The organism is Streptomyces sp. V4I8 (assembly GCF_041261225.1).
Lineage (GTDB): Bacteria > Actinomycetota > Actinomycetes > Streptomycetales > Streptomycetaceae > Streptomyces.
The window spans coordinates 6,107,868-6,132,279 of sequence record NZ_JBGCCN010000001.1 but is presented as its reverse complement, the minus strand read 5'-3'; the positions used below and the strand labels follow the sequence as shown (position 1 = coordinate 6,132,279).

Below are 24,412 nucleotides of genomic sequence, written 5' to 3'. Positions count from 1 at the left end.
GCGCCCTGAACCACCGCCGGACGGCGACCCTCAGCACTGGCAGACCACGAACCACCGCCGGACGACAACCCTCAGCACTGGCAGACCACGAACCAGCACCGTGAGATGCCCGTCGGCACTGGAGTGCCCTGAACCGGCGCCGGAGGCGACCCCCGGCGCTCCGCATGACGTTCGGCGTGCTTGAGGTGACGTCGGCGCTACTCCCCCACCCCGGGCGCCTCCGATCCCCCCGAGGCCCACCTTTCGGCCGACCGAGTCGGGTGACGGGTGGGCGAGGCCGGGGGTCTGGGGGCGGAGCCCCCGGCGGGGTCCTGGGGCGGAGCCCCGGGCGGGGCCGAAGGGGCAGAGCCCCTGGAGGACGGGACGGGTAGGGGCGGCGGGGGCGAGGAAACCCCACCGCCCCGACCACAGTGCACAGCCAACGTCACCGCCACACCACACAACGTCACCGCATCCCTGAAGGCCCGCCGCTGCACCACCTCCAGATAAGGCCAGCTCACCCCGGGCAGCTGCGGCACCAGCACCAACCAGAACCAAGCCCCCCGCCCCACCGCCCCCGCACACGGCACCCCCGCCACCACCAGCGGCACGACAACCAGCAGATAGTGGTCGTACGAAGGCCTGGCGACCAGAAACGCCGAGACCATCACCATCACGGCGGTCTCCGCGAGCCGCAGCACCCCACCGTCCCCCCGACGCCAACGCCACCACGCACACCCCACCCCCACCCCCGCCCCCACCACCCCGATCCCCCCGGCCACCACCCCCGGCACCCCCACCCGAGACAGCACCGCACCCGGCGACGCCTCGTACAGCCGCACAAAGCTGTCGCCCCCGCGCAACAGAAACGGCAGGGTCCGCGTGAAGAACCCCACCGGATCCGGCATCAGCAACGCCGCCCCCACAGACGCCACCACCGGCACCAGGACCAGCACCACCAGCCCCCGCCACCGCCCCGCGAACACGAACAACAACCCCACCGGCGCCAGCAACGGCTTCAGCGCGACCGCCGCCCCGATCACCACCCCCGCCGCCACCCACCGCCCCCGCCCGGCCAGCAGCAACCCCAACGGCAGCGCGAGCACCGCCGTCGCCGTCCAGTTCCCCAACAGAACAAGGTGAGCGAACGGCGCGAACCCGGCGGCGAGCCCGAGCAGCCCCAGCGCGGCGAAACGGCTGCGCAGCGGGACACCGTAGAGACGAAGAGCACACACCCAGCCCCCGACCAGACACCCGGTGACCACCGCGGGCACCAGCACGCCCAGCGCCCCCCGCGGAATCAGCACCTGAGGAGCCGCCGCCAGCACCGCGCTCGGCAAATAGAGGAAGTGGGGGTCGTCATACGGCGAACCCCCGGCCCACCACACCCGTGCCGCCCGCACGACGATGGCGTTGTCCATCCCTCCGTCCGAGGTCACCCGGGCCGTATGCGCCACAAGGGCACCCAGAACAGCCCCCAGCGCCACCCACAGATGCCACGTCGCCCGTCGTACCAACCACCCGGAGATGTCGCTTTTGCGCTCGCTCACCGTGTGAACGCTAGGTGCGGGTGCGCCTCTTGGGGCGGACCGGCACACCCTCGCTCCGTCTAAGATGCGGCCCATGAGCTACGGGCAGCAGGGGGGACCCCAGTCCCAGTGGGATCCCTGGAAACCGCATTCCCAGCAGCCGTGGAACAGCGGCACCGACGAGACGCCGGACTGGGCCGCACTCGCCGAGGCGTCCGAGACGCGCAACAAACGGCGCCGGCTGCTCTTCATCGGCGGCGGCGCGCTGGCCACCGTCGCGATCGGCGCCGCCGTCGCCGTGGCCGTGGTGTCGGCCAACGACAGCAACTCGGCCTCCAACAAGCCGGCTTCCGACGTCCAGGGAAGCTCGGGCCTGCCGAACCAGCCCACCGCCCCGTCGTTCGCGTCGACGAGCGCCCCGCCGCCGCTGGATCCGAAGGACTTCATCTCCAGCAAGAGCAAGGACACCGCCCCGCTCAGCGCGGAGATCCTCTTCCCGGGCACCCAGCAGCCCGTGGGCGAGACGGTCTACAAGAAGGGCGCGACGGACGACACGAAGAACTGCTCCGCGGCCACCAAGGGCGGTCTGCCGAAGATCCTCACCGACAACGACTGCACGCGGTTCATGCGCGCCTCGTATGTGAAGGACGGCGTGGCGGTGACGGTGGGCGTGGCGGTCTTCGACAACGCGACGCAGGCCACCAAGGTCAAGGGCAAGGTCAACACGAAGACGGACATCATCAGGTCCCTCTCCGGCAAGGGCATCAAGGACTTCTGCACGTCCTCCGTCTGCCTCACGACCTCCAACTCCTACGGCCGCTACGCCTACTTCACCATCACCGGCTTCACCAACGGGAAGGACATGACGGACAAGGACACGGAGGCCTTCCAGGTCGGCGAAAACCTGGAGGACTTCACCTTCCGTCGGATCCACCAGCGCGGCGAAGTCCAGGCGTCGGCGGCGGCCGGCGAGTAGGAAGAAGCCGGACACGACAGCCGGCTCCCGACGAACACCGGGCCGGACCTCACCAAGAGGCCCGGCCCGTTTCGTCTAGCAGCACCCGGCGGCGCCCGGCAACGACCGCTTGTTCCGCGCCTCCTTGCTCCGCGCGGCCAGCAACTCGTCGGCCGGATAACCGACTTCTTCGAGGGTCAGCCCATGGGGCCGTACGACATGCACGGCCGAGTCCCTGACCCCGGCGGCGAGCACCTTGCCGGGCCAGTCCGCGGGCCGATGTCCGTCCCCGACGAACAACAACGCCCCGATGAGCGAGCGCACCATGTTGTGGCAGAAGGCGTCGGCGCGAACGGTGGCGGTGATGATCCCGTCGTCCCCCCGCACCAGGCTCAGCTCCTGCAACGTACGGATGGTCGTGGCCCCCTCGCGCTTCTTGCAGTAGGCAGCGAAGTCGTGCTCACCGAGGAGCCGCCCGGCGGCCTCGTTCATGGCGTCGACGTCGAGGGGCCAGTCGTGCCACAGAACATGACTGCGCAGCAGCGGGTCGACGCCCCCGGGATTGTCGGTGACGCGATACGCGTACCGCCGCCAGACGGCCGAGAACCGCGCGTTGAACCCACTGGGCGCCTCCCTGAGCGCCCACACCCGCACATCCTTGGGCAGCCGCCCGGCGAGCCGCTTGAGCAGCTTCTCGTGATGCTCGCGCCACACCGCCTCCGGCAGATCGACATGCGCGACCTGCCCCCGCGCATGCACACCGGCATCCGTACGCCCCGCCACGGTCAGTTCGTACGTCGTGCTCCCCGACCGCGTGACGGTCCGCAGCGCATCCTCGATCTCCCCCTGCACGGTCCGCCGCCCACCGGCCTGCTTGGCCCACCCGGAGAACTCGCTCCCGTCATAGGACAGGTCGAGGCGTACACGGACGTACCCAGGCGCTACTTCATCACTCACACAGAGATCCTCTCAGGAACACAAAAGCGGGCCCGCTCCTGAGAAAGGAACGGACCCGCCATCGCCCTTCAGGGGCGCGGGACTGTGTCGATATGCGGCTCCGCCGCGCGTGCGCGAACAACCACGACGGCGCCGCAGCCGCACGACAACAGCCCCCGGCAGACGCTTACGCGTCCTTCGACTCCTCGGCCGGAGCCTCAGCGGCGTCCTCAGCCTTGGCCGTGTCGACCTTGGCCTCGGCAACCTCAGCGACCTCGGCGTCCTTGGCGGCGCGCTTCGTGGCCGCCTCGGCCTCACCCGTGGCCTCCTGCGCGACCGTCAGCGCCTCGACCAGCTCGATGACAGCCATGGGCGCGTTGTCGCCACGGCGGTTACCGATCTTGGTGATACGGGTGTAACCACCCGGACGGTTCTCGTACCGCGGGCCGATCTCGGTGAAGAGCGTGTGGACGACGCTCTTGTCCGTGATGACCTGGAGCACCTGACGGCGGTTGTGAAGGTCGCCCTTCTTCGCCTTGGTGACCAGACGCTCGGCGTACGGCCGCAGACGACGGGCCTTCGCCTCGGTGGTGGTGATGCGGCCGTGCTCGAAGAGCGCCTTCGCGAGGTTCGCGAGGAGCAGCTTCTCGTGCGCGGCACTGCCGCCCAGACGGGCACCCTTGGTGGGCTTCGGCATGGTGTTTCTCCCAGGTGTCTGCCCCGGCCGTATCAGGTACCGGGGTCAGTATCCGAGCAGGCGGTCGCCTGTCGGAGATCCGGACGACAACCCCGAAGGGTCGTCGTCCGGAAGGGGCGCGGGGAACTGCGCGATCAAGCACAGGGCACCCGCACCCAAGTACGAACCGTGAGGCCCGAGCTCTTAGTACTGCTCGGTCTCCACGAAGCCCGCGTCCGCGTCGTCGTCGGCACCAAAGGCATCGGCGGCAGCGGTCGGGTCGAATCCGGGCGGGCTGTCCTTCAGGGCCAGGCCCATGCCGGCCAGCTTCGCCTTGACCTCGTCGATGGACTTCGCACCGAAGTTACGAATGTCGAGGAGGTCGGCCTCGGAACGCGCCACGAGCTCACCCACGGAGTGGATGCCCTCACGCTTGAGGCAGTTGTACGACCGAACGGTGAGCTCCAGCTCCTCGATCGGCAGCGCCAGATCAGCGGCAAGGGCGGCGTCCGTGGGGGACGGGCCCATGTCGATGCCCTCGGCGTCGATGTTGAGCTCGCGGGCCAGACCGAACAGTTCGACCAGGGTCTTACCGGCCGACGCCATGGCGTCACGCGGACGCATGGCCTGCTTGGTCTCGACGTCGACGATCAGCTTGTCGAAGTCGGTGCGCTGCTCGACACGCGTGGCCTCGACCTTGTACGTGACCTTGAGAACCGGCGAGTAGATCGAGTCGACCGGGATGCGCCCGATCTCCTGACCGACCTGCTTGTTCTGCACGGCGGAGACGTAACCGCGGCCGCGCTCGACCGTCAGCTCCATCTCCAGCTTGCCCTTGCCGTTGAGCGTGGCGAGGACGAGGTCGGGGTTGTGCACCTCGACACCGGCCGGGGGCGCGATGTCGGCGGCGGTGACCAGACCCGGGCCCTGCTTGCGCAGGTACATCACGACGGGCTCGTCGTGCTCCGAGGAGACGACCAGCTGCTTGATGTTGAGGATCAGGTCGGTGACGTCCTCCTTGACGCCCGGCACGGTGGTGAACTCGTGCAGGACACCGTCGATACGGATGGACGTGACCGCCGCACCCGGGATCGAGGACAGGAGGGTCCGGCGCAGGGAGTTGCCGAGGGTGTAGCCGAAGCCCGGCTCCAGCGGCTCGATCACGAACCGGGAGCGGAACTCGTCGACGACCTCTTCGGTCAACGAGGGACGCTGAGCGATCAGCATGTGTGGATCAGATCCTTCTTTCGTGGACGCCCGCTATTTGACGCCCGACGGAAACCGCACCCATGACAAGCGCGGGTACTGCAAGGGTACGGGCGATACGCCCCTTACAGAGCCGTACCGCCCGAAACCAAGCCTGCTGCGAAGCAGCCGTACGTCAGACGCGACGACGCTTCGGCGGACGGCAGCCGTTGTGCGGGGTCGGGGTGACGTCCTGGATGGAGCCGACCTCGAGGCCCGTGGCCTGGAGCGAACGGATCGCGGTCTCACGACCGGAACCCGGGCCCTTCACGAACACGTCGACCTTGCGCATGCCGTGCTCCTGGGCGCGGCGGGCAGCCGACTCGGCGGCCATCTGCGCGGCGAACGGCGTGGACTTCCGGGAGCCCTTGAAGCCGACGTGGCCGGCGGAGGCCCAGGAGATCACGTTGCCGGACGGGTCCGTGATGGAGACGATCGTGTTGTTGAACGTGCTCTTGATGTGCGCGTGGCCGTGAGCGACGTTCTTCTTTTCCTTGCGGCGCACCTTCTTGGCAGCGCCCTGACGACCCTTGGGGGGCATCTACTAACTCCTACGGGGAGGTGGTCGGTCCTACAGCGAAGACCGCTGATGAAGCGTTGTCCGCTGAGGACTACTTCTTGCCCGGCTTCTTCTTGCCGGCGATGGCGCGACGCGGGCCCTTGCGGGTACGAGCGTTGGTACTGGTGCGCTGACCGCGGACGGGCAGACCGCGACGGTGACGCAGACCCTGGTAGCAACCGATCTCGACCTTGCGGCGGATGTCGGCCTGGATCTCACGACGGAGGTCACCCTCGGTCCTGATGTTGTTGTCCACGTACTCGCGGATCGCGACGAGCTGCTCCTCGGAGAGGTCGCGAACGCGGGTGTTCGGGTCGACGCCGGTCGCTGCCAGCGTCGCCTGCGAGAGGGTCCGGCCGATGCCGAACACGTAGGTGAGGGCGACCTCCACGCGCTTGTCGCGCGGGATGTCAACACCGGAAACGCGTGCCATTCAATGGCTCCTGGTGATCTTCGGAGGTCTTCCGCAGAACCGACTCCCAGCCGCCGGCCTCTTCACGCTGCTCGAAAGATGCAGCCGAAGATTAGGTACGACCTGGGTCCCCAGCCTCCGAACCGGGGGTGTCAGGCGAATGCTCGCCTGGATCCTGCGTATGAACATATTCAGCTCGCGTCGCGCGAATCTCTGCGATAGCGGTGCAGAGGGAGTTGGTCGTGCGTCAGCCCTGGCGCTGCTTGTGGCGCGGGTTCTCGCAGATGACCATGACCCGACCGTGACGGCGGATCACCCTGCACTTGTCGCAGATCTTCTTGACGCTCGGCTTGACCTTCATTGGGTGAGGTTCTCCGGGTCAGTGCCATCGCCTCGGGAGGCCCGGGGCGCGGGCAAGATCTACTTGTACCGGTAGACGATCCGGCCACGCGTCAGGTCGTACGGAGACAGCTCCACCACGACCCGGTCGTCAGGGAGGATGCGGATGTAGTGCATACGCATCTTGCCGCTGATGTGTGCCAGGACCTGGTGGCCGTTCTGGAGCTCGACCTTGAACATGGCGTTCGGAAGAGACTCGACGACAGTGCCCTCGATCTCGATGGCACCTTGCTTCTTGGCCACGCTTCGCCCTTCGAATCGACTACCTTGATCGACTCCCACGCGTTTCCCTTACGGGTGCATGCGGACATGCGGGTGCACGAGAGCCGACGAGTCAGTCTACGTCAGCGCACCCGGAAAGACGAATCGAGAGATCCTGCCCCAGAGGACAGATCGTTAAGCGCCCCAAAGGGGCGCGGGGCTGTGTCGATATGCGGCTCCGCCACGCGGGCGCGACAAGCCACGACGCAGCGGCAGCCGCGCTGCAACAGGGCCACTCTCCCCCGTAGGCGAACTCAGCCCAGAGGATCCGGCGCGGCAACGATCCCCAGCTCCGCCAACTTCGCCTTACCCCCGTCGGGAGACGTGAGCACCAGCGGCCCCTCCTCGGTCAACGCCACCGAGTGCTCCCAGTGCGACGACCACGTGCCGTCCGTGGTGATGACCGTCCAGTCGTCCGAGAGGACCTCGGTCTTCGGCGTGCCGAGCGAAACCATCGGCTCGATCGCGAGGCAGAACCCGGGGACCAGCTTCGGCCCCTTCCCCCGCCGCCGGTCGACGTAGTTCAGCAGATGCGGGTCCATGTGCATCTCGGTACCGATGCCGTGGCCGCCGTAGTCCTCGACGATCCCGTACTTGCCGCCGCCGGGCTTCGGCTGCCGGCGGATGTACGTCTCGATGGCACGGGAGACGTCGACCAGCCGGTTGCCCTGCTTCATGGCCGCGATCCCGGCCCACATCGACTCCTCGGTCACCCGGGAGAGCTCGATCAGCTCCGGGGCGTGACCGGAACCCACGAAGGCGGTGTAGGCGGCATCGCCGTGCCAGCCGTCGATGATGGCGCCGCAGTCGATGGAGATGATGTCGCCGTCGTTGAGGACGACGTCCTCGGACGGGATGCCGTGGACGACGACCTCGTTCACGGAGGTGCAGATCGTCGCGGGGAAACCGCCGTAGCCGAGGAAGTTCGACTTGGCGCCGTGCTCCGCGAGCACCTTGCGCGCGACCTCGTCCAGATCCTTGGTGCTGGCCCCGGGCACCGCGGCCTCACGCGTGGCCGCGTGAATGGCGGCGACGACCAGGCCCGCCTCACGCATCTTGGCGATCTGCTCGGGGGACTTGATCTGCACCATGGGGACGGGCGCCTTTCTCGGACTGGACACAGGGGACTGCTTCAACCATAAGGGCGGAGCCGGCGCGCCCCGCCCCACGCAGCAGCCGCGGCCCCCTGACAGGGAACCGCGGCCTGAGCTACGTACGGCCTGTAACGCTGCTACTTGCCGTCCTCGTCACGCTGAAGCGCCTCCATGGCGCGTGCCGTGACCTCTTCGACCTTGCCCAGCGCGGAGATGGTGACGACCAGCCCCTGGGACTTGTAGTAGTCGATGATCGGCTCGGTCTGCGTGTGGTAGACCTCCAGCCGCGTGCGGACGGTTTCCTCGGAGTCGTCGTCCCGCTGGTACAGCTCGCCGCCGCAGGCGTCGCAGACACCCTGCTGCTTCGGCTGGCTGTAGGTGACGTGGAAGACGTGGCTGGAGTCCTTGCGGCAGATCCGCCGCCCGGCGATCCGCTTGACGACCTCTTCCTCGGGGACCTCGAGGTCCAGCACCGCGTCCAGCTTCATGCTCTCGGACTGGAGCATCTCGTCGAGCGCCTCGGCCTGGGACACGTTGCGCGGGAAGCCGTCCAGCAGGAAGCCACCCTCGGCGTCCGGCTGCTCCATGCGGTCCTTGGCCATCCCGATGGTGACCTCGTCAGGCACCAGGTTGCCCGCGTCCATGTAGGACTTCGCGAGTTTCCCGAGCTCCGTCTGCTGGCTGATGTTGGCCCGGAACAGGTCGCCCGTGGAGATGTGCGGGATCGACAGGTTCTTGGCGAGGAACGCGGCCTGCGTTCCCTTACCGGCACCCGGCGGCCCGACGAGGACGATACGCATTAGCGGAGGAACCCTTCGTAATTGCGCTGCTGGAGCTGGCTCTCGATCTGCTTCACCGTCTCGAGACCGACACCCACGATGATCAGGATGCTGGTCCCGCCGAACGGGAAGTTCTGGTTTGCCCCGAAACCAGCCAACGCCATCGTCGGCACGAGAGCGATCAGACCCAAGTACAGCGAGCCCGGCCAGGTGATCCGGTTGAGCACGTACGAAAGGTACTCAGCGGTCGGTCGGCCAGCCCGGATGCCCGGGATGAAGCCACCATACTTCTTCATGTTGTCCGCGACTTCCTCGGGGTTGAACGAGATGGCCACGTAGAAGAACGCGAAGAAAATGATCAGGAAGAAGTAGAGGACGATGTGCATCGGAGCGTCCGTCTGCGCAAGGTTCCGCTCGATCCAGGTCTTCCAGCCGGAAGTTCCACCGGAGAACTGCGCGATCAGTGCCGGGATGTAGAGCAGTGACGAGGCAAAGATCACAGGGATGATGCCCGCCTGGTTGACCTTCAGCGGAATGTAGGTCGATGTGCCGCCGTAGGACCGGCGGCCGATCATCCGCTTCGCGTACTGGACCGGAATACGGCGCTGAGCCTGCTCGACGAAGACCACCAGGCCGATCATCACGAGACCGACGGCGACCACGGTGCCGAACTCGATCCAGCCGTCGGCCAGCGAGCCCTCCTGCTTGATGGCCCACAGCGCGGACGGGAAGGTCGCGGCGATCGAGATGAACATCAGGATCGACATGCCGTTGCCGATGCCGCGGTCGGTGATGAGCTCACCGAGCCACATGACGGTGGCCGTACCGGCGGTCATGGTGATGACCATCACGACGGTGGTGAAGATCGACTGGTCCGGCACGATCTGGTTGGCGACCTGGCAGCGCTGGAAGAGCGCGCCACTGCGGGCGGTGGCCACCAGGCCGGTGCCCTGCAGGATGGCGAGCGCCACGGTCAGATAGCGCGTGTACTGCGTGATCTTGGCCGTACCCGCCTGACCCTCCTTCTTGAGGGCTTCCAGGCGCGGGATCACGACGGTCAGCAGCTGAAGGATGATGCTCGCCGTGATGTACGGCATGATGCCGAGCGCGAAGATCGTGATCTGAAGCAGGGCGCCACCGCTGAACATGTTGACCAGACCGAAAAGGCCCGTGTTGGTGCTCGCCTGATCGATACAGACCTGGACGGCCTTGTAGTCGACGCCGGGGATCGGGATATGCGTACCGACCCGGTAGATCACGATGATGCCGAACGTGAAGAGCAGCTTCTTGCGCAGGTCGGGCGTCTTGAACGCCCGGGCGAACGCGGTGAGCACGGTGCCTCCTGCGACCCCCGCGTGTGCGCGCGTGAGGTAACGACTGAATTGGGTTAACGGCCTGCGGAACGAGATTACGGCACGCCAGGACAGCGCTGGGCGCTAGCGCCACAGCCTACCTACAACAGAGCCCCAACGGGGCGCCGATCCGCCCCCGTTCCGGTTCTCCGCGCCCCGATGTCCGGCGCGGCGGCCTCACGGCGCGCCCCGCTCCCCGAATGATTCGAACATACACACGCAAAACGCCCTACCGCGTTGAAGGCGGCTCGTAAGGTCCTTGACCGAACGGCGCGATCGTCACGTCGCACAGCGTCAGGGCCGCGGCCGACCAACCGCATGACCAGCCCTGACGTCCGCCGTCGCCGCCACCGTGACGGCGGGGATCATGCCGGCACCGTCGGCCTCGGCCGGCAGCGGTGACGGTACCTGCTCCAGCACCGACATCTGCGTGTTCAACGACCACGGCCGGCACTGCTTCAACGACGGCGCCTACATCGGGGACTCCCTCTCCGGCTGGACCGCCGGTTCGGGTACCTCCCGCAGCGTGTTCAAGTTCTTCGTAAACGTGTACTTCAAGGGCGCCGGCATCCAGATCGCCAAGGGCACGAAGGGCTAATTCAGCAGCCCCTTCACCGGGCGCTACAACGACATCATTTCCTCGTACTCCAAGTGCAGGGGGCCACGCGGCTTTTCCTGTTGCTTTACGGAGGACCAGTGGCACCCAAGAAAATTCGCACTCTTCCTCGCCGCCGGCACGGTGCTCGTGACCGGCTGCTCGAGTCTCGACTCCCACGCACAGCCCGACGGCACAGCAAGCCCTCAGCCGGAGCCGTCCGTCCGAAGCATTCCCGAAGTGCCGACCGACCGGCTCCAGGTCACCAGGCCGCTGGACAAACACGCCCCTGACACGGGCGACGACACCGTGCTGAAGCAGGCCGAGGCAGTAGTGGTGAACCGCTGCCTGCGCGACCTCGGCCACCTGAGCATCCGCTCGACTCCGCTCGACGAGCGGGCGGTGGCGGAGCCCGAAGCAAATATCTACGAATTCCTCTGGTTCCCCGAAGCGAAGCAGAGCGGCTATTTCCTCCAGCCCGACGCCACGGCGACCCGGACCGAGAAAAAGCTGCTCTCCGGAAAATGGCGACCTATCAAGGTCACCAGGTCCCCAAGGACGGATGCTACGGGGAAGTCGGACGCGAATTGACCGAGGAGCCAGTCCGCCCACTAAATTCGAGGAACAGACCCTTCCCTACAGGTCAGACCCTTTCCCCGCAGCTCCAAAAGGACAGCCGAATCGAGCGGGTGATCTCCCGCTGGTCCTCCTGCATGAAGTCCGAACGGCGCCAAGGGACCGGCCAAGGCCGAAACCGCCACGGCCGTCGCGGGCATGGCGTGCAAGAAGCGCGTTCGCTATCTGGACGTGGTCATCGCCGTCGAGTCCGCCTACGAACAGCGGTACACCAGCCAACACGCCGAGCAGACGAAGCAGTTCCTCGACCTGCGCGACAAGTGGCGGGAGAACGCCCAGCGCATCACCAGCGCCTGACGGGCCGAAAAAGAAACGGCCGGGAACGCCCCTCCGAAGAGGGCCGTTCCCGGCCGTCGTACTTCTACGTCAGCGAGACGCCGTCCGAACTCAGACGAGCTCGGTGACGGTGCCGCCGGCGGCGGTGATCTTCTCCTTGGCGGAGCCGGAGACGGCATCGACCGTCACCTGCAGCGCCACGGAGATCTCGCCCTGGCCGAGGACCTTGACGAGGCTGTTCTTGCGAACGGCACCCTTGGCGACCAGGCCCTCGACGGTGACCTCGCCACCCTCGGGGTACAGCGCCGCCAGCTTGTCGAGGTTCACGACCTGGAACTCGGTCTTGAACGGGTTCTTGAAGCCCTTCAGCTTCGGAAGACGCATGTGGAGGGGCATCTGGCCACCCTCGAAGCGCTCCGGAACCTGGTAACGGGCCTTCGTACCCTTGGTACCACGACCGGCCGTCTTACCCTTCGACGCCTCACCACGACCCACACGGGTCTTGGCGGTCTTGGCGCCCGGGGCGGGACGGAGGTTGTGGATCTTGAGCGGGTTGTTCTCCGCCATGATCAGTCGACCTCCTCGACCGTCACGAGGTGGCGGACGGTGTGCACCATGCCGCGGAACTCGGGGCGGTCCTCCTTGACGACCTGCGTGTTGATGCCCTTGAGACCAAGGGAGCGCAGGGTGTCACGGTGGTTCTGCTTGCTGCCGATGTACGACTTCGTCTGCGTGATCTTGAGCTGCGCCATTACGCACCAGCCCCGGCACGCGCACGCAGCAGAGCCGCGGGAGCGACGTCCTCGAGCGGCAGACCGCGGCGGGCCGCGACCTCCTCGGGACGCTGCAGGCCCTTGAGGGCCTCCACGGTCGCGTGCACGATGTTGATCGCGTTGTCGGAGCCGAGCGACTTCGACAGGATGTCGTGGATACCGGCGCACTCGAGCACGGCACGCACCGGGCCACCGGCGATAACACCGGTACCGGGGGACGCGGGCTTGAGCAGCACGACGCCGGCAGCCTTCTCACCCTGGATCGGGTGCGGGATGGTGCCCTGGATGCGGGGGACCTTGAAGAAGTGCTTCTTGGCCTCCTCAACACCCTTGGCGATGGCGGCCGGCACCTCCTTGGCCTTGCCGTATCCGACACCCACGGTGCCGTCACCGTCGCCCACCACGACCAGCGCGGTGAAGCTGAAGCGACGACCACCCTTCACAACCTTGGCGACGCGGTTGATCGCGACAACGCGCTCAACGTACGCGGTCTTCTCGGCGGCAGCAGCGCCGCCGTCACGGCCCTTCCGGTCCCGCCGCTCGCCGCCACCGGCACCGCTTCCACGGCGCTGGGGTCCAGCCATTGGATTACCTCTCTCTTTCCGCTAGCTACGGAAGCGGCTCAGAACTTGAGCCCGGCTTCGCGGGCGGCGTCCGCCAGGGCGGCGATGCGCCCGGCGTACTGGTTGCCACCACGGTCGAATACGACAGCCTCGACACCGGCGGCCTTGGCGCGCTCGGCGACCAGGGCGCCGACCTGCTTGGCCTGCGTGGACTTGTCGCTCTCGCCACCGCGGATCGAGGTGTCCAGGGTGGACGCCGACGCAAGGGTGTGACCCTTGAGGTCGTCGATCACCTGGGCCACGATGTGGCGGTTCGAGCGGGTCACGACCAGACGAGGACGCTCCGCCGTACCGTTGATCCGCTTGCGGATCCGGATGTGGCGGCGCTTGATCGCGGCGCGCTTGTAGGCGTCGCCCTTGAGGATCTTCTGTCCGTATGCCATGGCTTACTTACCCGCCTTTCCGACCTTGCGGCGGATGACTTCGCCCTCGTACTTGACGCCCTTGGCCTTGTACGGGTCGGGCTTGCGCAGCTTGCGGATGTTGGCCGCAACCTCGCCGACCTTCTGCTTGTCGATGCCCTCGACCGAGAACCGGGTCGGGGCCTCCACCTTGAAGGTGATGCCCTCGGGGGCCTCGACGGTGATCGGGTGGCTGTAGCCGAGCGCGAACTCGAGGTTCGAACCCTTGGCCGTCACGCGGTAACCGACACCGCTGATCTCGAGCTTCTTCACGTAACCCTGGGTCACGCCGGTGATCATGTTCGCCACCAGCGTGCGGGACAGGCCGTGCAGGGCCTTGTTCTGACGCTCGTCGTTGGGGCGGGTGACGTTGAGAACGCCGTCCTCACCCTTGGCGATGTCGATCGGCGCGGCAACGGTGTGGGTCAGCGTGCCCTTGGGGCCCTTGACCGAAACCGTACGGCCGTCGATGGTGACGTCCACGCCGGCGGGAACCGTGATGGGGAGCTTGCCAATACGCGACATAGCTGTTTCCTCCGTTCCCTTCCGCTACCAGACGTAGGCGAGGACTTCCCCACCCACGCCCTTCTTGCCGGCCTGCTTGTCGGTCAGGAGACCGTGCGACGTGGAGATGATCGCCACGCCGAGGCCACCGAGGACCTTGGGCAGGTTGGTGGACTTCGCGTAAACCCGGAGACCGGGCTTGGAGATCCGCTTGATGCCCGCGATGGAGCGCTCACGGTTGGGGCCGAACTTCAGCTCCAGGACGAGGTTCTTGCCGACCTCGGCGTCCTCGACCTTCCAGCCCGTGATGAAGCCCTCCTGCTGGAGGATCTCCGCGATGTGCGACTTGATCTTCGATGCCGGCATCGTCACGGAGTCGTGGTATGCCGAGTTCGCGTTCCGCAGACGCGTAAGCATGTCTGCGATCGGATCAGTCATGGTCATGAATTGGCCTTCGGCCTCTCTCGCCGGGGTTTCCTGGTGCGCCATCCCTCTCCCCGATCCGAGACGGGACGGGTGCGGCGCGGTGGACCTACGGCGTAGTAAGTCGTACGGGCGCGACAGGCGCCCAACCCCACAAGCCTAAGCCATGCGGGGGTGGGCCCCTGTCCACCCAGATGCTTACCGAGAGCTTCAGGAATCCCTAAAAACAGGGATTACCAGGAGCTCTTGGTCACGCCCGGCAGCTCGCCACGGTGAGCCATCTCACGAAGGCACACGCGGCACAGGCCGAACTTGCGGTACACGGAGTGCGGACGGCCGCAGCGCTGGCAGCGCGTGTAGCCACGCACACCGAACTTGGGCTTGCGAGCAGCCTTGGCAATCAGAGCCTTCTTCGCCATCTCGCTCACGCCTCCTTGAACGGGAAGCCGAGGTGACGAAGGAGCGCGCGGCCCTCAGCGTCGTTGGTCGCCGTGGTGACCACGGTGATGTCCATACCCCGGGTACGGTCGATCTTGTCCTGGTCGATCTCGTGGAACATGACCTGCTCCGTGAGACCGAAGGTGTAGTTGCCACGGCCGTCGAACTGCTTGGGGGACAGACCACGGAAGTCGCGGATGCGCGGCAGCGCGAGCGACAGGGTGCGGTCCAGGAACTCCCACATGCGGTCGCCACGAAGCGTGACGTGGGCACCGATCGGCTGACCCTCACGCAGCTTGAACTGCGCGATGGACTTGCGGGCCTTGGTGACGGCCGGCTTCTGACCGGTGATCGTGGTGAGGTCGCGGATGGCGCCCTCGATCAGCTTGGAGTCGCGGGCGGCGTCGCCCACACCCATGTTGACCACGATCTTGACGAGGCCGGGGATCTGCATGACGTTCTCGTACTTGAACTCGTCACGCAGCTTGCCCGCGATCTCCTCGCGGTACTTCTGCTTCAGACGCGGGCTGGTGGTGGTCGTCATCAGATGTCCTCACCCGTCCGCTTGGCAACGCGGATCTTGTTGCCTTCGTCGTCGAAGCGGTAACCGACACGCGTGACGACCTTGTTGCCGTCCTTCTCAACGACCAGCTGGACGTTGGAGACGTGGATCGGCGCCTCGGTCGTGACGATGCCACCGGCCTGCGAACCGCGAGCGGTCGGGCCGGCCTTGGTGTGCTTCTTGACCCGGTTGACACCCTCGACCAGGACGCGCTCGTCGCGCGGGTAAGCGGCAATGACCTTGCCCTGCTTGCCCTTGTCCTTACCGGTGATGACCTGGACCAGGTCGCCCTTCTTGATCTTCATGCTTACAGCACCTCCGGCGCGAGCGAGATGATCTTCATGAACTTCTTCTCGCGCAGCTCACGGCCGACCGGGCCGAAGATGCGGGTGCCGCGAGGGTCGCCGTCGTTCTTCAGAATGACGGCGGCGTTCTCGTCGAAGCGGATGTACGAGCCGTCCGGACGGCGGCGCTCCTTGACGGTGCGAACGATGACCGCCTTGACGACGTCACCCTTCTTCACGTTGCCACCGGGGATCGCGTCCTTGACGGTGGCGACGATGACGTCACCGATGCCCGCGTAGCGGCGACCGGAGCCACCGAGCACACGGATGCAAAGGATTTCCTTCGCACCAGTGTTGTCGGCGACGCGCAGTCGCGACTCCTGCTGGATCACGTCTATCTCCTGTTTGTCTGCCGGTTCCCTCCGGGGGTTGAACCGGAGAGCCTGGCGGAACCGTCCTGCGGGGATATCCGCAGGAATTACTGGCCGACCCGGCCGGGCCGCGGGGCTGCTCTCGCGACGAGCGCGAGTGCCTCACACACCTCGGCCGGGGTTCCCGGCTGCGGCTCCGTAAGTCGTTTCACGGAACTCGCCGGGCGGCGGTCTTTCTTCGGTCTGGCGAAACCTCGCCGGGAGCACCCGGTCGGGCCGGGGCCCGGGGGCGGAGCCCCCGGCGGGGGCAGCGGGGGCGAACCCCCGCTTGATTACTTCGCCTTCTCGAGGATCTCGACGACGCGCCAGCGCTTCGTCGCGGACAGCGGCCGGGTCTCCATGAGGAGGACACGGTCGCCGACGCCCGCGGCGTTCTGCTCGTCGTGCGCCTTGAGCTTGTTGGTACGGCGGATGACCTTGCCGTACAGCGCGTGCTTGACGCGGTCCTCGACGGCGACGACGACGGTCTTGTCCATCTTGTCGCTGACGACGAGACCCTCACGGGTCTTGCGGAAGCCGCGGGCCTCTGCAGTCTGCTCAGTCACGTTGCTCTCACTCATCAGGCGCTCTCCACCGTCTCGATGCCCAGCTCGCGCTCACGCATCAGGGTGTAGATCCGCGCGATGTCCTTACGGACGGCCTTGAGCCGACCGTGGTTCTCGAGCTGACCGGTCGCCGCCTGGAAGCGGAGGTTGAACAGCTCTTCCTTGGCTTCGCGGAGCTTCGCCAGAAGCTCCTCGTCACCCAGCTCGCGCAGCTCGGACGCCTTGGTACCGGCCGACATCACGCTTCACCTGCCTCGCGCTTGACGATCCGGCACTTCATCGGCAGCTTGTGGGCTGCGCGAGTCAGGGCCTCACGGGCGATCTTCTCGTTGGGGTAGGACAGCTCGAACATGACCCGGCCCGGGTGCACGTTCGCGATCCACCACTCCGGCGAACCCTTACCGGAACCCATGCGGGTCTCGGCAGGCTTCTTCGTGAGCGGGCGGTCCGGGTAGATGTTGATCCAGACCTTGCCGCCACGCTTGATGTGGCGGGTCATAGCGATACGGGCCGCCTCGATCTGGCGGTTGGTCACGTACGCCGGCGTGAGGGCCTGGATGCCGTACTCGCCGAACGCGACCGTCGTACCGCCCTTGGCCTGACCACGGCGCTTCGGGTGGTGCTGCTTGCGGTGCTTGACCCTACGGGGGATCAGCATGTCGGTCAGGCCTCCGTTCCGGTGCTCTCAGCCGGAGCGGACGCGGGAGCCTCGGCCTTGGGGGCCTCGGCGCCGGCAGCCTGCTGCGGCTTACGACCGCGCCGCTCGCCACCGCGGCCACCACGGGCCGGGCGGTCGGCACCGCCACGGGCCGGGCGGTTACCCGCACGGGCCGCAGCGTTCTCGGCGCGGACCTCGGCGATGTTCTTGACGTCGCCCTTGTAGATCCAGACCTTCACACCGATGCGGCCGAAGGTCGTCTTGGCCTCGAAGAAGCCGTAGTCCACGTTCGCACGGAGCGTGTGCAGGGGCACACGGCCCTCGCGGTAGAACTCCGAGCGGGACATCTCGGCGCCGCCGAGACGGCCACCGCACTGGATCTTGATGCCCTTGGCGCCGGCCTTCATCGTGCCCTGCATGCTCTTACGCATGGCGCGACGGAAGGAGACGCGGGAGGAGAGCTGCTCGGCAACGGCCTGGGCAACCAGCTGAGCGTCGGTCTCGGGGCTCTTGACCTCGAGGATGTTCAGCTGGACCTGCTTGCCCGTGAGCTTCTCGAGGTCACCGCGGATGCGGTCGGCCTCGGCGCCACGGCGGCCGATGACGATGCCCGGACGAGCGGTGTGGATGTCCACCCGCACGCGGTCACGGGTGCGCTCGATCTCAACCTTCGAGATACCGGCGCGCTCCATGCCGGACGTCATCATCCGACGGATGGCGACGTCTTCCTTGACGTAGTCCTTGTACAGCTTGTCGGCGTACCACCGGGACTTGAAGTCCGTGGTGACACCGAGCCGGAACCCATGCGGGTTAACCTTCTGGCCCATTACCGGGTTCCTTCCTTGCTGCTGACGACCACGGTGATGTGGCTGGTCCGCTTGCGGATCCGGTAGGCACGGCCCTGGGCGCGCGGCCGGAACCGCTTCAGGGTCGGGCCCTCGTCGACGTACGCCTCGCTGATGACCAGCGAGGAGGCGTCCGGGTGGTCGTAGTTGTGCGCGGCGTTGGCAATGGCGCTGTCGAGCACCTTGCCGACCGGCACGGAGGCTGCCTGCGGAGCGAATCGCAGAACAGCCTGAGCCTCCGTGGCGTCCATGCCACGGATAAGGTCCACCACGCGGCGGGCCTTCATGGGCGTAACGCGGATGTACCGCGCCTGGGCCCTGGCTTCCATGGTTGTCCCTCTCAGTTACTTACGTGTCTGAATGCGATCCGCTACTAGCGGCGCTTCGACTTCCGGTCGTCCTTGACGTGACCCCGGAAGGTGCGCGTCGGCGAGAACTCGCCGAGCTTGTGGCCGACCATCGACTCGGTGACGAACACCGGGATGTGGGTCTTGCCGTTGTGCACCGCGAGCGTGTGGCCGAGCATGGCCGGCACGATCATGGAGCGACGGGACCAGGTCTTGATGACGTTCTTGGTGCCTGCTTCGTTCTGCGTTTCCACCTTCTTGATCAGGTGGTCGTCGACGAAGGGCCCCTTCTTGAGACTGCGCGGCATCTAAACCCGCTCCTAGCGCTTCTTGTTCGTCTTGCGGCGGCGGACGATGTACTTGTTGCTCGCCTTCTTGGGAGCACGAGTACGACCCTCCTTCTGACCCCACGGGGAGACCGGGTGGCGACCACCGGAGGTCTTGCCCTCACCACCACCGTGCGGGTGGTCAACCGGGTTCATCGCCACACCGCGAACGGTCGGGCGAACGCCCAGCCAGCGCTTACGGCCGGCCTTACCCCAGTTGATGTTGCTCTGCTCGGCGTTGCCGACCTCGCCGACGGTGGCGCGGCAGCGCACGTCGACCAGGCGGATCTCACCGGAGGGCATGCGGAGGTGGGCCATCTGGCCCTCCTTCGCGAGCAGCTGCACGGAGGCACCGGCGGAGCGGGCGAACTTGGCGCCGCCACCGGGACGGAGCTCGATCGCGTGGATCGTGGTACCGACCGGGATGTTGCGCAGCGCCAGGTTGTTGCCCGGCTTGATGTCGGCCCCGGGACCGTTCTCGACGCGGTCACCCTGCGACAGGTTGCGGGGGGCGAGGATGTAGCGCTTCTCGCCGTCCGCGTAGTGCAGCAGCGCGATGCGCGCGGTGCGGTTGGGGTCGTACTCGATGTGCGCGACCTTCGCCGGCACGCCGTCCTTGTCGTGACGACGGAAGTCGATCACGCGGTAGGCGCGCTTGTGGCCACCACCCTGGTGGCGGACGGTCACACGACCGGAGTTGTTACGGCCACCCTTGCTGTGCAGGGGGCGGACCAACGACTTCTCCGGCGTGGACCGCGTGACCTCGACGAAGTCGGCGACGCTGGAGCCACGACGGCCCGGCGTAGTCGGCTTGTACTTGCGGATTCCCATTTCTCAGTCCTCGTCCGATATCGGACGATCCGGACCGCCGTTAGGCGGTCGGACCGCCGAAGATGTCGATACGGTCGCCCTCAGCGAGGGTCACGATCGCGCGCTTGGTCCCGGCACGCTGGCCGAAGCCGGTGCGGGTCCGCTTGCGCTTGCCCTGGCGGTTGATCGTGTTGACCCCGGTGACCTTGACCTCGAAGACCGTCTCGACGGCCTGCTTGATCTGGGTCTTGTTGGAGCCCGGGGCGACGATGAACGTGTACTTGTTGTCGTCGAGGAGCGCGTAGCTCTTCTCGGACACGACCGGCTTGATCAGGACGTCACGGAGGTCCGTGAACGACTTGCTCACCGGCGTGACGACGGTGTTCTTGCCCTCGGCGGCGTGGCGACGCGCCTTGGCGACGCGAGCGGCCTTGGCCTTCTTCGCGGCCTTCGAGGCAATGGCGGGGTGACGGATAGCCATCAGGCCTCGCTCCCTTCGGTGTCATTGGCCTTCGGGCCGGACACGAAGGACTCCAGGGCGGCCTGGGTGAAGACCACGTCGTCCGAGACGAGAACGTCGTACGTGTTCAGCTGGCCCGGCTCCAGGATGTGGACCTGGGGCAGGTTGCGGGCGGACAGCCACGCGGCCTCGTCGGCGCGCTCGACGACCAGGAGCAGGTTCTTGCGCTCCGAGATCTTGCCGAACAGCGTCTTGGCGGCCTTCGTGGACGGGTTCTCGCCCTCGATGACGCCGGAGACGACGTGGATGCGGTTGTTGCGGGCCCGGTCGGTGAGGGCGTGGCGCAGGGCCGCGGCCTTCATCTTCTTCGGGGTCCGCTGCGAGTAGTCACGCGGCACGGGACCGTGCACGACGCCACCACCGGCGAACTGCGGCGCGCGGGTCGAACCCTGACGGGCGCGACCGGTGCCCTTCTGGCGGTAAGGCTTCTTGCCACCACCACGGACCTCGCCACGCGTCTTGGTCTTGTGCGTGCCCTGGCGGGCAGCGGCCAGCTGTGCGACGACGACCTGGTGGAGCAGCGGAACGCTGATCTTCTCTACGTCGAAGATCTCCGCGGGGAGCTCGACGGAACCGGCCTTGTCGCCCGCCGGCGAAAGGATGTCAACAGTGCTCATCGGTTACCTCAGGCCCCCTTGGCCGCGGTGCGGACCAGGACGAGGCCGCCGTTCGGACCGGGAACCGCGCCCTTGATGAGCAGCAGACCCTTCTCCGCGTCAACGGCGTGGACGGTCAGGTTCTGGGTGGTGACCCGCTCGTTGCCCATGCGACCCGCCATGCGGAGGCCCTTGAACACACGGCCCGGGGTGGCGCAGCCACCGATGGAACCGGGAGAGCGGTGCTTGCGCTGGGTGCCGTGACCGGCGCCGAGGCCCTTGAAGTTGTGACGCTTCATGACACCGGCGAAGCCCTTGCCCTTGCTCTTGCCGGTGACGTCGACCTTCACGCCGGCCTCGAAGACCTCGGCCGTGACTTCCTGGCCGAGCGTGTACTCGGAGGCGTCAGCGGTGCGGATCTCGACGAGGTGGCGACGAGGGGTGACGTCGGCCTTGGCGAAGTGGCCCTTGAGGGGCTTGTTCACCTTGCGCGGGTCGATCTCGCCGAAGGCGATCTGGACCGACTCGTAGCCGTCGACGTCGTTGGTACGGACCTGGGTGACGACGTTGGGGCCGGCCTTGACGACGGTGACCGGAACAACACGGTTGCTCTCGTCCCACACCTGCGTCATGCCGAGCTTCTCGCCCAGGATGCCCTTGATCTGCTTAGCCATTCTCAGATCACCAGCCCTCAGAGCTTGATCTCGATGTCGACACCGGCCGGGAGGTCGAGTCGCATCAGAGAGTCAACGGTCTTGGGCGTCGGGTCGAGGATGTCGATCAGGCGCTTGTGCGTGCGCATCTCGAAGTGCTCGCGCGAGTCCTTGTACTTGTGCGGCGACTTGATGACGCAGTACACGTTCTTCTCAGTGGGCAGCGGCACCGGGCCCGCGACCGACGCACCAGTGCGGGTCACCGTCTCGACGATCTTCTTCGCCGAGGAGTCGATGACCTCGTGGTCGTAGGCCTTGAGCCGGATGCGGATCTTCTGTCCCGCCATGGCTACTCAGTAGTCCTGTCTCTCTTACGCTCTGGAACCTGGTGTTCCTCTACCCGCTCCTCCGACCCACGCGGTCGGGCGTGTCGCGCTCCCGCTGACACAGATGCCCCTTGTTCGAACATCCCTGCGTGGGAACACGGCCCTTCCGGAACCGCAAGCCGGGGGCGGAAGGCCCACCGGGTGCCTGGCCGGTGCCGCACTGACACTTCCCGAAAGATTCCCGTACGTCCGCCCCAGCGCTGCCTTACGGCAGTTAGGGCGACGAGTACTGTGGGACTCGCTTCCGGTCCTCCCGGCGGGAGGCGCGCAGCATCAACACTCGACCGAGCAACTCGGACAGTCTGCCATATGGGGCAGGGGGCTGGCCAATCGAGCCGGAGAGAATACCCCGAGGGTGACGTAGGTCAAACCCGGGCGCCCCGCGTCCCCGGCGGTGCGCCATGCGGGTGAGGTTCCCGGGCCGACGGATCCGCCTCAGCAGACCCGTCGGCCGCACCCGTACCCCTCCCCCGTACCCGTACCCGTACCCGTACCCGTACCGGGCGACGGTCCTGGGTCAGCTCCCCGTCGCGCTCGGACGTGGTCCCGCGAGCCGGCCCGGGGCCGGCGCGGACAGGCTCTGCTCGCCGAGGAGGCGGAGCGCCTCACGGAGCAGGGTGCTGGAGGTGTGCACGGTGTAGGGGAAGTAGACGACCTTCACCCCCACCCTCGCGAATTCGGTTTCGAGCGTCGTCCAGACGTCCGTGCCGAGCCAGTCGTCACCCTTGAAGATGACGTCGAAACCGACCTCCTTCCAGATCCCGATCTTGTCGTCCACGGTCGCGACGAAGGTCTCGTCCACATAGCGCACACTGCGGACGATCTGGAGCCGCTCGGCGAGCGGCACGACGGGCGGCCTGCCTTTCAGGCGCACCACGAGTTCGTCGGAGCAGACCCCGGCCACCAGCCGGTCGCAGTGCCCGCGCGCCCGGCGCAGGATGTTCAGATGGCCCACGTGGAAGAGGTCGAAGACCCCTGGTGCGTAGCCGAGACGTTCGCCCGTCAACGCTGTGCCTTCGTACGCTCGGCGGCGATCGCGGTGACGACGAGCGCCTTCGACCTGGCCGAGGCGTTCTTCCCGTCGGTGACGGCGATCCGGTAGCGATGGCGGGAGCCGGGTGTGACGGTGTCCGTGTACTTCATCGTGGGCCGGTTCCACTCCGCGGACCGCCCCGTCGGCGAGGCCACGAGCTTGCCGTCCCGGTAGATCAGGTACTTCAGCTCCGCGTCGTCCCGGTCCCAGGCGGCACGCCAGGTGAGCGTGATCCGGCCGGCGCGCGAGGCCGAGGCCTGGAGCTGCGGCGGCTCCTGCGGGGCGCCCCGGTCGGGCCCGGCCGCGAAGCGGGTCAGGCTCTGCTGCGGCCTGTCGTTGACCGTGGTGAACTCACCGCCCGCCCAGAGGATCCCACCCGCCATCTTCAGCGCGCGGGGGCCGTTGCCCTCGCCGGTCCCGCCGTCCGTGTCGGGGAACCAGTGCAGGATGTGCCGGTCACGGATCGACTGGGCGAGGAGGTGCTGGCGGAAGTTGCCTTCGGTGAAGCCGCCCGGTGTGTCCATGCAGTTGTGGGCGTGGGATCCGCTGTAGAGCACGCCGTTGTGCACGGCGACGGCCTGGGTGGCGCCCAGGCAGGTGTCCTTCCACACCATCTCGCCGTTGCCGAGTCGTCCGGCGATGCGGCCGTCGAAGATGCCGGTGCCCCTGCCCTCGGCCGCGACATAGAAGTTGGTCGCGTCGCGTACCAGCGCCTTCACCCTCGATCGCGTCGGCAGCCAGTCCGGGTACGAGGTGACGGTCGTGCCGGTGGCGGGGCGCAGGGCGACGAGCTTGAACTCGAACTCGTCGTTGACCTCGAGGAAGTCGCCGCCGACGATGAGCTTGCCGAATTCGGGCGCGGCCACGATCGCCCGTACGGGCCCGTCGATCGCCGCCTTGAACGGCAGCAGCGAACCGTCGGGGGTGAGCGCCGCGATGCGCTGCCTCTTCTTGCCGTTGACCTTCGTGAAGTCGCCCCCGAGGTAGACCGCGCCGTTGGTGACCTCGATGGCCCGGACGAATGACGACACGGTCGGGCGGAACTCCTTGCGCAGCGTGCAGTTGGACGTGTTGAGCGCGGCCGCGCTGGCCGCCCCCGCCTTGCCGACCTTGCCGAACGAGCCGCCGACGTACAGCACCTCGCCGTCCGGTGACGCCTTCAGCGCCCGCACGGTGTCACCGCCGCCGGAGAAGAACTGGGCGCACGGCAGCAGTCGGCCGGTTCTGGCGTCGAACGCGGCGAAGTTCTTGCGTGTGACCTCCCTCTGGCCGGGCTTCACGCCCGGAGGGCGGACCTTGTCGAAGGTCCCTCCGACGTACACGACACCGTCCGCGTACTCGATCGACCAGACGATGCCGTCGGTCTGCCAGGTCGCCAACGTGTCGGCGGTCAGGGTCTTTTCGTCGCCGTCGGCTGCCGAGGCGGACGCGGTGATGAGCGAGGCGGCCGCGAGGAGGGCCACAGCCGAAGCCGTGGTGGCCCCTCTCTTCGTGCTTCTTTTCAGGCGCATGGAACATCCCTGGTTGCAGCAAGTACGGGTGGTGGAGGGAGGAGATGCGGCGGTCTCAAT

38 protein-coding genes are annotated in these 24,412 nt (G+C 67.0%); 4 read left to right on the top strand and 34 right to left on the bottom strand.

From position 1 onward, the window contains the following. Positions 1-197: 197 nt before the first annotated feature. On the bottom strand, positions 198-1,529 hold the full coding sequence (locus tag ABIE67_RS28040) for a glycosyltransferase family 87 protein (protein WP_370263085.1): 1,332 nt from the start codon (positions 1,527-1,529) through the stop codon (positions 198-200). Between the two features lie 73 nt (positions 1,530-1,602). Here ABIE67_RS28040 and ABIE67_RS28035 point away from each other — a divergent pair, with 73 nt between their 5' ends. Further along, positions 1,603-2,484: a hypothetical protein gene (locus ABIE67_RS28035; RefSeq protein WP_370263083.1), complete on the top strand. Its 882-nt coding sequence runs from the start codon at positions 1,603-1,605 to the stop codon at positions 2,482-2,484. A 75-nt stretch (positions 2,485-2,559) separates the two neighbouring features. Here ABIE67_RS28035 and truA read toward each other — a convergent pair whose 3' ends face one another. The 10 genes from truA to secY form a co-directional block, all read right to left on the bottom strand. Then, a complete protein-coding gene (truA, locus tag ABIE67_RS28030) occupies positions 2,560-3,420 on the bottom strand; it encodes a tRNA pseudouridine(38-40) synthase TruA (RefSeq protein ID WP_370263081.1) in 861 nt (286 codons plus the stop codon). A gap of 166 nt (positions 3,421-3,586) precedes the next feature. Then, positions 3,587-4,096 carry a 50S ribosomal protein L17 gene (rplQ, locus tag ABIE67_RS28025; protein ID WP_370263079.1) on the bottom strand — a complete coding sequence of 170 codons (510 nt, stop codon included), beginning with the start codon at positions 4,094-4,096 and terminating at the stop codon, positions 3,587-3,589. A 183-nt stretch (positions 4,097-4,279) separates the two neighbouring features. Beyond that, positions 4,280-5,302 carry a DNA-directed RNA polymerase subunit alpha gene (locus tag ABIE67_RS28020; protein WP_003966937.1) on the bottom strand — a complete coding sequence of 341 codons (1,023 nt, stop codon included), beginning with the start codon at positions 5,300-5,302 and terminating at the stop codon, positions 4,280-4,282. A gap of 154 nt (positions 5,303-5,456) precedes the next feature. Further along, positions 5,457-5,861, bottom strand: a complete 405-nt coding sequence (gene rpsK / locus ABIE67_RS28015) for a 30S ribosomal protein S11 (RefSeq protein ID WP_003956432.1) — start codon at positions 5,859-5,861, stop codon at positions 5,457-5,459. A gap of 70 nt (positions 5,862-5,931) precedes the next feature. Next, positions 5,932-6,312 (bottom strand): 30S ribosomal protein S13, encoded by a 381-nt coding sequence (gene rpsM, locus ABIE67_RS28010; RefSeq protein WP_030046388.1) that lies wholly within the window; start codon positions 6,310-6,312, stop codon positions 5,932-5,934. Positions 6,313-6,538: 226 nt separating this feature from the next. Beyond that, the gene (gene rpmJ, locus ABIE67_RS28005; protein ID WP_003998809.1) at positions 6,539-6,652 is read right to left on the bottom strand and encodes a 50S ribosomal protein L36; all 114 of its coding nucleotides are present in this window, start codon (positions 6,650-6,652) and stop codon (positions 6,539-6,541) included. Between the two features lie 59 nt (positions 6,653-6,711). After that, positions 6,712-6,933, bottom strand: coding sequence for a translation initiation factor IF-1 (gene infA, locus ABIE67_RS28000; RefSeq protein ID WP_003948620.1), 222 nt, complete (start codon positions 6,931-6,933; stop codon positions 6,712-6,714). Between the two features lie 272 nt (positions 6,934-7,205). Continuing rightward, positions 7,206-8,042 carry a type I methionyl aminopeptidase gene (gene map / locus ABIE67_RS27995; protein WP_370269013.1) on the bottom strand — a complete coding sequence of 279 codons (837 nt, stop codon included), beginning with the start codon at positions 8,040-8,042 and terminating at the stop codon, positions 7,206-7,208. 140 nt (positions 8,043-8,182) lie between these two features. After that, complete coding sequence (locus ABIE67_RS27990) at positions 8,183-8,845, bottom strand: adenylate kinase (protein WP_370263065.1); 663 nt, start codon at positions 8,843-8,845, stop codon at positions 8,183-8,185. Next, a complete protein-coding gene (secY, locus tag ABIE67_RS27985) occupies positions 8,845-10,158 on the bottom strand; it encodes a preprotein translocase subunit SecY (protein ID WP_370263063.1) in 1,314 nt (437 codons plus the stop codon). The genes ABIE67_RS27990 and secY overlap by 1 nt, the downstream gene beginning before the upstream one ends. 385 nt (positions 10,159-10,543) lie before the next feature. On the opposite strand from secY, the gene ABIE67_RS27980 reads away from it, so the two are divergent. From ABIE67_RS27980 to ABIE67_RS27970, 3 genes are all read left to right on the top strand, one after another. Continuing rightward, positions 10,544-10,774 carry a hypothetical protein gene (locus ABIE67_RS27980; protein WP_370263061.1) on the top strand — a complete coding sequence of 77 codons (231 nt, stop codon included), beginning with the start codon at positions 10,544-10,546 and terminating at the stop codon, positions 10,772-10,774. Between the two features lie 237 nt (positions 10,775-11,011). Beyond that, the gene (locus tag ABIE67_RS27975) at positions 11,012-11,362 is read left to right on the top strand and encodes a hypothetical protein (RefSeq protein ID WP_370263058.1); all 351 of its coding nucleotides are present in this window, start codon (positions 11,012-11,014) and stop codon (positions 11,360-11,362) included. A 183-nt stretch (positions 11,363-11,545) separates the two neighbouring features. Continuing rightward, entirely contained in the window at positions 11,546-11,704 is a 159-nt protein-coding gene (locus ABIE67_RS27970) for a hypothetical protein (RefSeq protein WP_370263055.1), read from the top strand. A 90-nt stretch (positions 11,705-11,794) separates the two neighbouring features. Here ABIE67_RS27970 and rplO read toward each other — a convergent pair whose 3' ends face one another. The 23 genes from rplO to ABIE67_RS27855 form a co-directional block, all read right to left on the bottom strand. Continuing rightward, a complete protein-coding gene (gene rplO, locus ABIE67_RS27965) occupies positions 11,795-12,250 on the bottom strand; it encodes a 50S ribosomal protein L15 (RefSeq protein WP_003974249.1) in 456 nt (151 codons plus the stop codon). A 2-nt stretch (positions 12,251-12,252) separates the two neighbouring features. Continuing rightward, positions 12,253-12,435, bottom strand: a complete 183-nt coding sequence (rpmD, locus tag ABIE67_RS27960) for a 50S ribosomal protein L30 (protein ID WP_005481207.1) — start codon at positions 12,433-12,435, stop codon at positions 12,253-12,255. Beyond that, positions 12,435-13,040, bottom strand: a complete 606-nt coding sequence (gene rpsE, locus ABIE67_RS27955) for a 30S ribosomal protein S5 (RefSeq protein ID WP_016434633.1) — start codon at positions 13,038-13,040, stop codon at positions 12,435-12,437. Before rpsE ends, rpmD begins: the two co-directional genes overlap by 1 nt. Positions 13,041-13,078: 38 nt before the next feature. Further along, positions 13,079-13,462: a 50S ribosomal protein L18 gene (gene rplR, locus ABIE67_RS27950; RefSeq protein WP_030046384.1), complete on the bottom strand. Its 384-nt coding sequence runs from the start codon at positions 13,460-13,462 to the stop codon at positions 13,079-13,081. Positions 13,463-13,465: 3 nt separating this feature from the next. Then, the gene (rplF, locus tag ABIE67_RS27945) at positions 13,466-14,005 is read right to left on the bottom strand and encodes a 50S ribosomal protein L6 (RefSeq protein WP_030046383.1); all 540 of its coding nucleotides are present in this window, start codon (positions 14,003-14,005) and stop codon (positions 13,466-13,468) included. A gap of 24 nt (positions 14,006-14,029) precedes the next feature. Continuing rightward, complete coding sequence (rpsH, locus tag ABIE67_RS27940; RefSeq protein ID WP_007384075.1) at positions 14,030-14,428, bottom strand: 30S ribosomal protein S8; 399 nt, start codon at positions 14,426-14,428, stop codon at positions 14,030-14,032. A 212-nt stretch (positions 14,429-14,640) separates the two neighbouring features. Then, positions 14,641-14,826 (bottom strand): type Z 30S ribosomal protein S14, encoded by a 186-nt coding sequence (locus tag ABIE67_RS27935; RefSeq protein WP_003948630.1) that lies wholly within the window; start codon positions 14,824-14,826, stop codon positions 14,641-14,643. A gap of 5 nt (positions 14,827-14,831) precedes the next feature. Continuing rightward, positions 14,832-15,389, bottom strand: coding sequence for a 50S ribosomal protein L5 (gene rplE, locus ABIE67_RS27930; RefSeq protein ID WP_272112662.1), 558 nt, complete (start codon positions 15,387-15,389; stop codon positions 14,832-14,834). Then, the gene (rplX, locus tag ABIE67_RS27925) at positions 15,389-15,712 is read right to left on the bottom strand and encodes a 50S ribosomal protein L24 (RefSeq protein WP_053674523.1); all 324 of its coding nucleotides are present in this window, start codon (positions 15,710-15,712) and stop codon (positions 15,389-15,391) included. The genes rplE and rplX overlap by 1 nt, the downstream gene beginning before the upstream one ends. Positions 15,713-15,714: 2 nt before the next feature. After that, positions 15,715-16,083, bottom strand: coding sequence for a 50S ribosomal protein L14 (rplN, locus tag ABIE67_RS27920; RefSeq protein WP_003998823.1), 369 nt, complete (start codon positions 16,081-16,083; stop codon positions 15,715-15,717). Between the two features lie 311 nt (positions 16,084-16,394). Further along, on the bottom strand, positions 16,395-16,682 hold the full coding sequence (rpsQ, locus tag ABIE67_RS27915) for a 30S ribosomal protein S17 (RefSeq protein ID WP_003992363.1): 288 nt from the start codon (positions 16,680-16,682) through the stop codon (positions 16,395-16,397). Next, entirely contained in the window at positions 16,682-16,906 is a 225-nt protein-coding gene (rpmC, locus tag ABIE67_RS27910; protein WP_003998824.1) for a 50S ribosomal protein L29, read from the bottom strand. Before rpmC ends, rpsQ begins: the two co-directional genes overlap by 1 nt. After that, the gene (gene rplP, locus ABIE67_RS27905; protein WP_004927269.1) at positions 16,906-17,325 is read right to left on the bottom strand and encodes a 50S ribosomal protein L16; all 420 of its coding nucleotides are present in this window, start codon (positions 17,323-17,325) and stop codon (positions 16,906-16,908) included. Before rplP ends, rpmC begins: the two co-directional genes overlap by 1 nt. 5 nt (positions 17,326-17,330) lie before the next feature. Continuing rightward, the gene (gene rpsC / locus ABIE67_RS27900) at positions 17,331-18,152 is read right to left on the bottom strand and encodes a 30S ribosomal protein S3 (protein ID WP_370263032.1); all 822 of its coding nucleotides are present in this window, start codon (positions 18,150-18,152) and stop codon (positions 17,331-17,333) included. Further along, positions 18,152-18,499, bottom strand: coding sequence for a 50S ribosomal protein L22 (gene rplV / locus ABIE67_RS27895; protein WP_026290933.1), 348 nt, complete (start codon positions 18,497-18,499; stop codon positions 18,152-18,154). The genes rpsC and rplV overlap by 1 nt, the downstream gene beginning before the upstream one ends. Before the next feature lie 44 nt (positions 18,500-18,543). After that, complete coding sequence (gene rpsS / locus ABIE67_RS27890; protein ID WP_147995160.1) at positions 18,544-18,825, bottom strand: 30S ribosomal protein S19; 282 nt, start codon at positions 18,823-18,825, stop codon at positions 18,544-18,546. A 12-nt stretch (positions 18,826-18,837) separates the two neighbouring features. After that, positions 18,838-19,674 carry a 50S ribosomal protein L2 gene (gene rplB / locus ABIE67_RS27885; protein WP_370263026.1) on the bottom strand — a complete coding sequence of 279 codons (837 nt, stop codon included), beginning with the start codon at positions 19,672-19,674 and terminating at the stop codon, positions 18,838-18,840. A gap of 40 nt (positions 19,675-19,714) precedes the next feature. Then, the gene (rplW, locus tag ABIE67_RS27880) at positions 19,715-20,134 is read right to left on the bottom strand and encodes a 50S ribosomal protein L23 (protein WP_370263024.1); all 420 of its coding nucleotides are present in this window, start codon (positions 20,132-20,134) and stop codon (positions 19,715-19,717) included. After that, on the bottom strand, positions 20,134-20,790 hold the full coding sequence (gene rplD / locus ABIE67_RS27875) for a 50S ribosomal protein L4 (protein ID WP_370263020.1): 657 nt from the start codon (positions 20,788-20,790) through the stop codon (positions 20,134-20,136). The genes rplW and rplD overlap by 1 nt, the downstream gene beginning before the upstream one ends. Positions 20,791-20,798: 8 nt before the next feature. After that, positions 20,799-21,443 carry a 50S ribosomal protein L3 gene (rplC, locus tag ABIE67_RS27870; RefSeq protein ID WP_370263015.1) on the bottom strand — a complete coding sequence of 215 codons (645 nt, stop codon included), beginning with the start codon at positions 21,441-21,443 and terminating at the stop codon, positions 20,799-20,801. Positions 21,444-21,460: 17 nt separating this feature from the next. Beyond that, positions 21,461-21,769, bottom strand: coding sequence for a 30S ribosomal protein S10 (rpsJ, locus tag ABIE67_RS27865; protein WP_003948644.1), 309 nt, complete (start codon positions 21,767-21,769; stop codon positions 21,461-21,463). Between the two features lie 556 nt (positions 21,770-22,325). Further along, positions 22,326-22,814 (bottom strand): adenylyltransferase/cytidyltransferase family protein, encoded by a 489-nt coding sequence (locus ABIE67_RS27860; protein WP_370263007.1) that lies wholly within the window; start codon positions 22,812-22,814, stop codon positions 22,326-22,328. Continuing rightward, on the bottom strand, positions 22,811-24,352 hold the full coding sequence (locus ABIE67_RS27855) for a fibronectin type III domain-containing protein (RefSeq protein WP_370263003.1): 1,542 nt from the start codon (positions 24,350-24,352) through the stop codon (positions 22,811-22,813). The genes ABIE67_RS27860 and ABIE67_RS27855 overlap by 4 nt, the downstream gene beginning before the upstream one ends. Positions 24,353-24,412 lie beyond the last annotated feature (60 nt).